Genomic DNA, 7,594 nt, shown 5'->3' on the forward strand with positions numbered 1-7,594 from the left:
ACACTGTAAATCGTCTATTTTTCGTCACTGTTCTGTGCTTTCTGGTCTGCAATTCTAGACAACTGCATCAGTCAGCGGTAACAAGATCGTCGACACGACCCCGCCTTCAGCGTGTTCAGTAATCGTTAGGCTCGCCTTATCACCATAAAGGGTTTCGATTCTTTGACGAATATTGCTTAACCCAACACCGTGACCCGTATTCGCAGAAGGCGTTTTCAGCCCTGCGCCATTATCAGCCACTTCAATTTTTAGCTGCTCGGCTTGTTGAGTAATACGAATATTCACTTGGCCACCCGCCGCTTTGGGTTCGATACCGTGCGTAAGTGCATTCTCGACCAAAGGTTGAATCAAGAACGGTGGAATCACCTGCAAATCGCTAATCTCGTGTGTTTCAATCGAGAACGCTAAGCGCTCCCCCAAGCGTATCTTCTGAATATTAAGATAAGCGTCTAACAAGTCGACCTCTTGTGCGATGGTCGATTGCTCGGTGCGGCTGTTTTTCAAAGTCACGCGCAATAAGTCAGTCAGTTTTTCGAGCATCAACTTGGCTTTCGCGCTATCACTCTCAATCAACACATTGATGGTCGCAAGTGTGTTGAACAAGAAGTGCGGTTCAATTTGGCTTTGCAGTTGCTTAAGCTGACTCAGCACCACGACCTTTTCTTGATCGGCCTGACGACGCTTAGCCACTTCCAATTCGTTATCAGCGCGTAGTTGTTGCTCTCGGGTGTAGAAATAGTAATAGCAAACCGAACAGAAGATCACACCGAGCAAGACTACAGATTTAAGGTCCGAGATATTGGCCCCGAAATATCCGTTCAACCAATAGTGCGCGTTCAAGGTACCAAAGGTCATCGCAATCACCATTGAGATCCCGACATCAAACACCTTTGATTTCCTCTTAAACACCTCAACTAAGATAAAAGAAGAACCCACCGCGCTGTAGCCAAAACCAAGGCTTATCGCGAGATTGACCACAAGATCGCCGCCCCAAATCGTTTGAGTGGTGATGGCGATAACGAAACAAAACAGAGTGGTCAGCGTAAAGCTTTTAATCCATGGAAACTTACTGTTTGAAAAAGTGTTCATTAAAATCGTCCTTTGATATTTAAAAGAATCATATGACTATCCGGTAAGTTGGCGTAAGCAGAATCACTTTTACCGCCTAGAAAGCGTGCAGCAAGTTCCAATTCCAACGATGAATCGCCATTATCGAAAGCCTGATAATTGAGCCACTGCGTAGCAATAAAGCCACCGTCTTGTGGAGATAGCATGACATCAAATGTTGGCGTGATATCTTCAAGCCAGCCATGTGTCGAGTCCAAAGACCAGTGAAACATGAGGTTGTGTTGAACCAAATTGGCGTGTTGATAGCCTTGAGCGTAAGAACCAGCCAGTGATGCAGTCATAGGATTAACCGACAAAGACTCGGCACTTTCTATGGCACTTTGCCATTCAGAATTGCTCCAAGCGCGGCTATCAAACCAGTATTCCAAGACCACATTGTGGCCAGTATCATTGGCCCATGTTAATCCGGCTAACGCTTGATAGGCCTCGCCCTGCTCTTCGAGATACACAGGTTTAAGCATGGAATCAGGCTGGCTGTAGCCAAGGCTTTGTCGCTGATAAACCATCGAACCGTGAAACTCCCACGCGAGATTTAATACCGACACCAAGCTCGCCCCAAGTAAGCCATGGCGTACATCATCGTAATAAGCGACCCATTGATATTCGTGGTCGCCAATCAGATTGTAACGACGTAAGCCAACGCCTTGTTGTTGGTTCTGCTTTTCGAACTCATTCACGTCTTGAGAAGTCCATGATGAATCGCTGTAAAGCAGTGTCCACTCGCCCGTCATATCGAACAGTGACGCCGATGCCACACCCGCGCCCTCCTCTGCGACAATGCCTACTGGGTTTTGGCGATAAGGTTTGATGATGTCTAACGGTCGATAGCCATAGCCCACGCCCCAATCCAAACGAACCTTGCCAAGCGTGACATCAAGATAGTGGTCACCGAACGCTGAATTCGACAGCTCGACACCACCTTGCCAAAACAACTCTCGCACAATAAATTCCGATTCAAAGCTCGCGTCTTGGTCTTGAGGAGTATTAGTCAAAATATCATTGGCTTTCACGGCAAACAGGCCAAGCCAATTGCCATATCCAACTTCAAGATCCAACAAACCATTGAGTGACTGACGATTATCAGATGCAAAAGGGCTAAATGGCGACTCTCGCGATTCAACGGCTTCAGCACTCAGTTGCCAGTCCCACGCTAGGCTCAGATCGTCCGCTTGAGTCGTGTTACTCACACAAGACAATGCAAGAAAGCTAGCGATTAAAGGCTTAATGTGGAATCGGCAATTGGAAGCTTTCATGACGCTCACCTACAGCCCAGACACGCTGTTACGCGATAAGTAAGCAGGGTTGTAGTATTTGTCAGCCAAGGCTTGTTCACTCACCTCGCGGTACTCAATCACGGTTTTCTTACTCGGCTGAATCTTATCGAGCAAGGTCATCGACACCACTGTTGGTAATCCATCACGCACGCCTTCAGTAAACCAAGCTTGTTTCGCCAGTTTTCCAGAACGCAGATACAGATCCGCTTTAACTGGGAATGCACGGTCTGCTGTTAACCACAGATCAATCGACTGGTAACTCGCCCCCTTGGTTTTCGCCGCGAGCTTTAAGTGATGGGTATCGAGTGTCTCGCCAGTCGGCATCTCAACTTGTTGCTCGGCAACCCACTCACCTTGGTAATCTTCACTCCACGTCAGCGTTGAAATATCGCCTACCGAGGCTTCACCCAATAGCTTTTGCATCGGTGTAATACGAATTGGTCGACGAGATTTCGGCATCAACAGCCAATAGTTATCTTCAATCATCAGCATCTTTTGACCTGCCTCAACGGCTGATTTAAAGACCACTAATGACTCTCGATTTGGTCTTGTGTAGACGTTGTATTCACGGGTTTTGTCCAGTTGCTCGTCTTGATATAGCGCCACCAGAGACACTACCTTAGAGGCTTGTGCGCTGTTCAAGCGATAGCTATCCGCCTTGGCGATCATCTCTGTGACTTGTTGTGAATCGACTGCCCAGCTTGGTGTCGATGCTAGAACCAAAACCAATACAGAACCTAAAACAGTGAGTGAACGAGTAAATTTATACATAAACCAGCGCCTCCGTGATTGGCTTATTCACGCCTTTGCGAGCAGAAAAATAAGCAGCTAGCAAACATATCGTCAACACACCTAAAGTGGCGTAACCAACTAATTCCAATGAGAAGTAAATGTTGAGTGGGTAACCCTCGGTTCTGCCGGGAGGTGGTGGCATTTGGATATCCACCACCAGCAATAACACCGACACGAAGCCACTCACTAACGCGCCGATCGCGCTGCCAATCACAGCCAACAATCCCGCCTCTTTTAAGAAACCTGCGACGATTTCAGACGGGTAACAGCCTAGTGCCGACAAGGTGCCAATTTCACGAGTACGCTCGGTCACCGACATGGTCATGGTGTTAAACAACGACACAAACACTACCAATGCCATAACTGCGCCCATGATGCCGAAGATCCGGTCGTAAAGATCTTTAACCTTGGTGTAGAAAAACGCGCGATCTTGCCACGGGGTGATCTCGATCTCTGTGCCTTGATCGCTTTGGCTCGCACTATTTCGATCTAAAGCTGTTTGGATACGCTGTTGAACGGTCGAGGTCTTGCTTGTTTCAAATAGAAACACCGACAAGGTACTGACTTTGTCTGACGCTAAAAGCTCTTGGGCAGTGGTGATGTGTACGTATAACTGACGCTTATCCAGCTCAGGCACTCCTGTCGAGTAAATACCCTGCACCTTAAAATCAAAAGCGTTCAATGCGCCGTCACTGGTAGTCGCGAGCAGTGTCACCCAATCGCCAACGGCAACTTTGAGATTACGAGCAAGGTCAGTTCCCAGCATCACTTGTGGCTCTTGGCTGTCGTATCTTGGCGATTTCACATCCGAGAGGGTCTGACCGCTGCGCACATCTAAGAAAGGACCTTTCATGTCGAACTCACGCTCATTGACACCCGTTCCCATAAAAATGGTCGATTTGCTGCCGTTAGAAACCAAGCCGCTAAAATAGACCCTAGGCTGCACACCACGCACGTCGCTGTCGCCAATAATGCTCTTGGTTAGGGCTTGAACATTGTCTAGACCATTACTCAGCGGCATGTCTTCATCTTGCTCAAAATATCCCGGCGTACTCAAAGTAAGATGACCAGTATCGCGCGCGGTCGATTCACGCAGAGATTCATAGGTATAAAGCCCATAACCTCCAGCCGAGGTCAGCGCAAATACGGCAATTGCGATGATCAATACCGAAAGCAGACTACGGCGACCGTTTCTCAATAAATTAAGCCACGCCAAACGCACCGAGGTAGGAAGCAAAAAAGTGCTCATTCTTTGTGTTAACTTGCCCATGAGATTGCCTCCATTGCTGTGGCTTGTAGTGCCAGTTGACCATCGATAAGTTCAATGACTCGGTCACAACGCTGCGCCATTCTTGGGTCATGCGTTGCGACAATAAAGGTGGTGCCCATTTCATGGCCGAGCTCTTTCATAATGTCGATCACAAGGTTGGCGGTGTGACTGTCTAAGCTAGCGGTCGGCTCATCGGCAATGACTAAGCTTGGGTTGTGGATTAGCGCTCTGGCTATCGCGACACGTTGCTGCTGGCCGCCTGAAAGATTGTCTGGGCGATGATGTACATATTCGCCTAGCCCAACACGCTCCAACATCTCTTGTGCTCTGGTCTGCTGTTCTTGTTTCGAACATTGGTTCAACATCAATGGGTAGGCCACGTTCTCAAGTGCTGTCATCACTGGAACCAGATTGAAGCGCTGAAACACAAAACCCAGCGACTGACGACGAAAACGCGCAGCGGCGATTTGCTCAGTCGGATACGGTTGGCCATCAATATTGATCTGTCCTCGATAGTCCATATCCAACAAACCCAAAATATTCAAAAGTGTGCTTTTCCCTGAACCAGAAGGGCCACACAACGCCACCATTTCACCGCGCCGGATATGTCCATCGACCCCGCTTAATGCATCAACACGTTGACCGCCCGTGACATATGCTTTGCAGATATCTTTAAATTCAATCATTCCTTTGTCCTCCGCTGACCCATAATTTTTAAGCGTTCGCAGTTGTTAATGAGCTTTAGTAAACCGCTATTTGGCTTTCGCTATTAGGGCTTTCGCCGTCATTGTCTCGATGTTGCCAGCATCGGTGTTTTCCATCTTTTCAAGCCACACCTGTGCTTGCTCGAAGTCCTCAGCACGAATCGATGCAGTAATGGCGTAACGGTAAATCCACGATGTCGCAGCGAAATGTTGCTGTTGGAAATCATCTTCCGCGAGTAACGCGAGGAACAGGTCATAACCACGATCAAAATGGTTAAACATGCCTGGTAGCGAGGTGTAAGTCACCGCGGCCATTGCGCGAGTTAGGTAAGAATCTGGCAGCCCTTGAACACGGGGTTGTTCATGAATTGGTTGGTCTTCGTCTTTCAGCAGCACCAGTGATTTATCAATGGTTGATAAGCCTCTCTCCACATACTTCATCTTGTTCCAAGGTAAGAACGCATCACGCCCCATCAGGGTTTCTGTGCTTCCTAAATAAACTAAAGTCAGTGGCGTAGCGCCGTCTTGTTGCAGCGTGTCATTAAGGCGTTCATAAGCCACCTCAACCAAGTCTTCATTGCCTTGCGCCGCTTGGTTGTAGATATCGAGCACGTCTGAACTCGGGTTCGCTAAAGCTAACGACGGTGCAAACGAAACAAGAGCAATCAGCAATGAACGCTTAAGCACAGAAGTTGTAGAGCCTGAATTAAATGAGTGTGAAGTAGTCATGATTTCTAATCCCTTTCAAATGTTGACGTTGAAAGGTTAACTAGAATTTGTCGTGCAGTTTTACCAATGCGACGAATGGTAATTATAAGGAGTGAATGGTTGAGAGGCGGTGTGAGTGGGGTCTCAACCTTATAGGAACTAGACGAACACTATTCGCATAATTAGCCATAGTTACCTCCCCCTCTAACTCCCCCTCAATCTGGGTTCATCAATATCTCTAGATCTTTAGCAGAGGGGGAGAACTTTCTTTAGCACTGAACATACATCGACACTTTTAACGATCGATGTTCTATTCCTCCCCTCTCCACGATCAGCAAGGGATCTACATATGAATCAAGGGGAGGCTAGGAGGGGATTTATTTTGGATTAACACACTCGGCAGAGCTCAAACCAAAAAAATAGCCGCTAATCCGCGGCTATTTTTAGTTATCTAAACGAAGTTCCTATTACTTCGATCTTTCTACTTCTTTGTCTCTTCAACCACGGCTTTCATCAATACTGATGTATCCATGCGGCCTTGTCCTTCGGCAGACAGTGCCTTGTAGGCGTTGTTGGTCTTTTCAGTCAGTGGAAGCTGGATGCCTTGGCGCTCAGCTTCATCTAGACAGAAACCTAAGTCTTTGATCATCCAATCAATTGCAAAGCCAAAATCGAACTTGTCTTGTGCCATTGTGGTAGCACGGTTTTCCATCTGCCATGAGCCAGCAGCGCCGTTTTTAAGGCAATCAACCAGAGTTGGGATATCCAAACCTGATTTTTCAGCAAGCACTAAGCCTTCAGATAAGCCATTCAACACTCCTGCAATGCAGATCTGGTTAACCATTTTCGCGCGTTGGCCTTGGCCGACTTTACCCATAAGAACTGACGACTTACCGTAAGCTTCGAACACAGGTTGAAGGTCGTTGAAAAGCGCTTGTTCGCCACCACACATGATGGTTAGCACGCCATTTTCTGCGCCCGCTTGGCCACCAGATACAGGTGCATCCATAAAGCGAATACCGGCTTGCTTCGCTGCCACTTCAAGCTCTTCAGACAGAACTGCAGACGTTGTAGTGTGATCGACAAGAATCGCGTTTGGCTTCATCGCTGCCAATGCGCCTGTTTCGCTGGTTGTCATGCTGCGTACGTCGTCATCGTTGCCCACACAAACCAATACCACGTCAGCTTCCGCTACACATTCAGCCACAGATTCTGCCGCTTTACCTTGGTGTTTATCAGCCCAGTCTAGCGCTTTACTGTGAGTGCGGTTAAATACCGTTACTTCAAAACCGGCTTTGACTAGATGGCCTGCCATTGGGAAACCCATAACGCCTAGCCCGATAAAACTTACTTTCATTTCTTTCTCCTTTTATTTGACCAAACCATCGCTATGAAAAGATCGAACACTCTCAATCAGTGCATCAATAAGCAGGGTCAAAGCCTTTGGCTGATATTTTCTTTCTTTGTACACTAAATACGCTTGGCGATCACCCCGATGATACTCAGGGAGTACTTAAATCAGATTCATGTCGGGATAAGACGAACAATATAATGAAGTTCAGCGATAAATCGCGACCAGAGAACGCTTTGTCAGCCGTACATTATGGAACGATGATCAAGGAAAATCAGGTATAACGTTCATAAAAAAACCGAGCACTAGGCTCTAATGCCGATCAGTTAAAGCCAAAGCGATCGGTTGAAGGATCCTTCAGAGCTGT

General features: G+C 47.4%; 7 protein-coding genes and 1 pseudogene. All 8 read right to left on the reverse strand.

Translation table 11 applies throughout. The features are described from left to right. Positions 1-54: 54 nt before the first annotated feature. Positions 55-1,089, reverse strand: coding sequence for a sensor histidine kinase (locus AB6E78_RS14880; protein WP_136977939.1), 1,035 nt, complete (start codon positions 1,087-1,089; stop codon positions 55-57). Then, a complete protein-coding gene (locus AB6E78_RS14885) occupies positions 1,089-2,381 on the reverse strand; it encodes a hypothetical protein (protein WP_136977940.1) in 1,293 nt (430 codons plus the stop codon). Before AB6E78_RS14885 ends, AB6E78_RS14880 begins: the two co-directional genes overlap by 1 nt. A 9-nt stretch (positions 2,382-2,390) precedes the next feature. Further along, positions 2,391-3,173 (reverse strand): outer membrane lipoprotein-sorting protein, encoded by a 783-nt coding sequence (locus AB6E78_RS14890; RefSeq protein ID WP_372112044.1) that lies wholly within the window; start codon positions 3,171-3,173, stop codon positions 2,391-2,393. Beyond that, entirely contained in the window at positions 3,166-4,464 is a 1,299-nt protein-coding gene (locus AB6E78_RS14895; protein WP_372112042.1) for an ABC transporter permease, read from the reverse strand. The genes AB6E78_RS14890 and AB6E78_RS14895 overlap by 8 nt, the downstream gene beginning before the upstream one ends. Continuing rightward, positions 4,452-5,150 (reverse strand): ABC transporter ATP-binding protein, encoded by a 699-nt coding sequence (locus AB6E78_RS14900; protein ID WP_372073623.1) that lies wholly within the window; start codon positions 5,148-5,150, stop codon positions 4,452-4,454. The genes AB6E78_RS14895 and AB6E78_RS14900 overlap by 13 nt, the downstream gene beginning before the upstream one ends. Before the next feature lie 66 nt (positions 5,151-5,216). Beyond that, positions 5,217-5,897 (reverse strand): hypothetical protein, encoded by a 681-nt coding sequence (locus AB6E78_RS14905; protein ID WP_372112040.1) that lies wholly within the window; start codon positions 5,895-5,897, stop codon positions 5,217-5,219. Between the two features lie 460 nt (positions 5,898-6,357). Beyond that, on the reverse strand, positions 6,358-7,233 hold the full coding sequence (locus AB6E78_RS14910) for an NAD(P)-dependent oxidoreductase (protein ID WP_017070192.1): 876 nt from the start codon (positions 7,231-7,233) through the stop codon (positions 6,358-6,360). A gap of 12 nt (positions 7,234-7,245) precedes the next feature. Next, positions 7,246-7,410: pseudogene (locus AB6E78_RS14915) on the reverse strand (LysR family transcriptional regulator); the annotation flags it as partial. Between the last annotated feature and the right edge of the window lie 184 nt (positions 7,411-7,594).

Source organism: Vibrio sp. 10N.247.310.98 (assembly GCF_041467395.1).
In the GTDB taxonomy this organism is placed as follows: Bacteria; Pseudomonadota; Gammaproteobacteria; order Enterobacterales; family Vibrionaceae; genus Vibrio; species Vibrio crassostreae_C.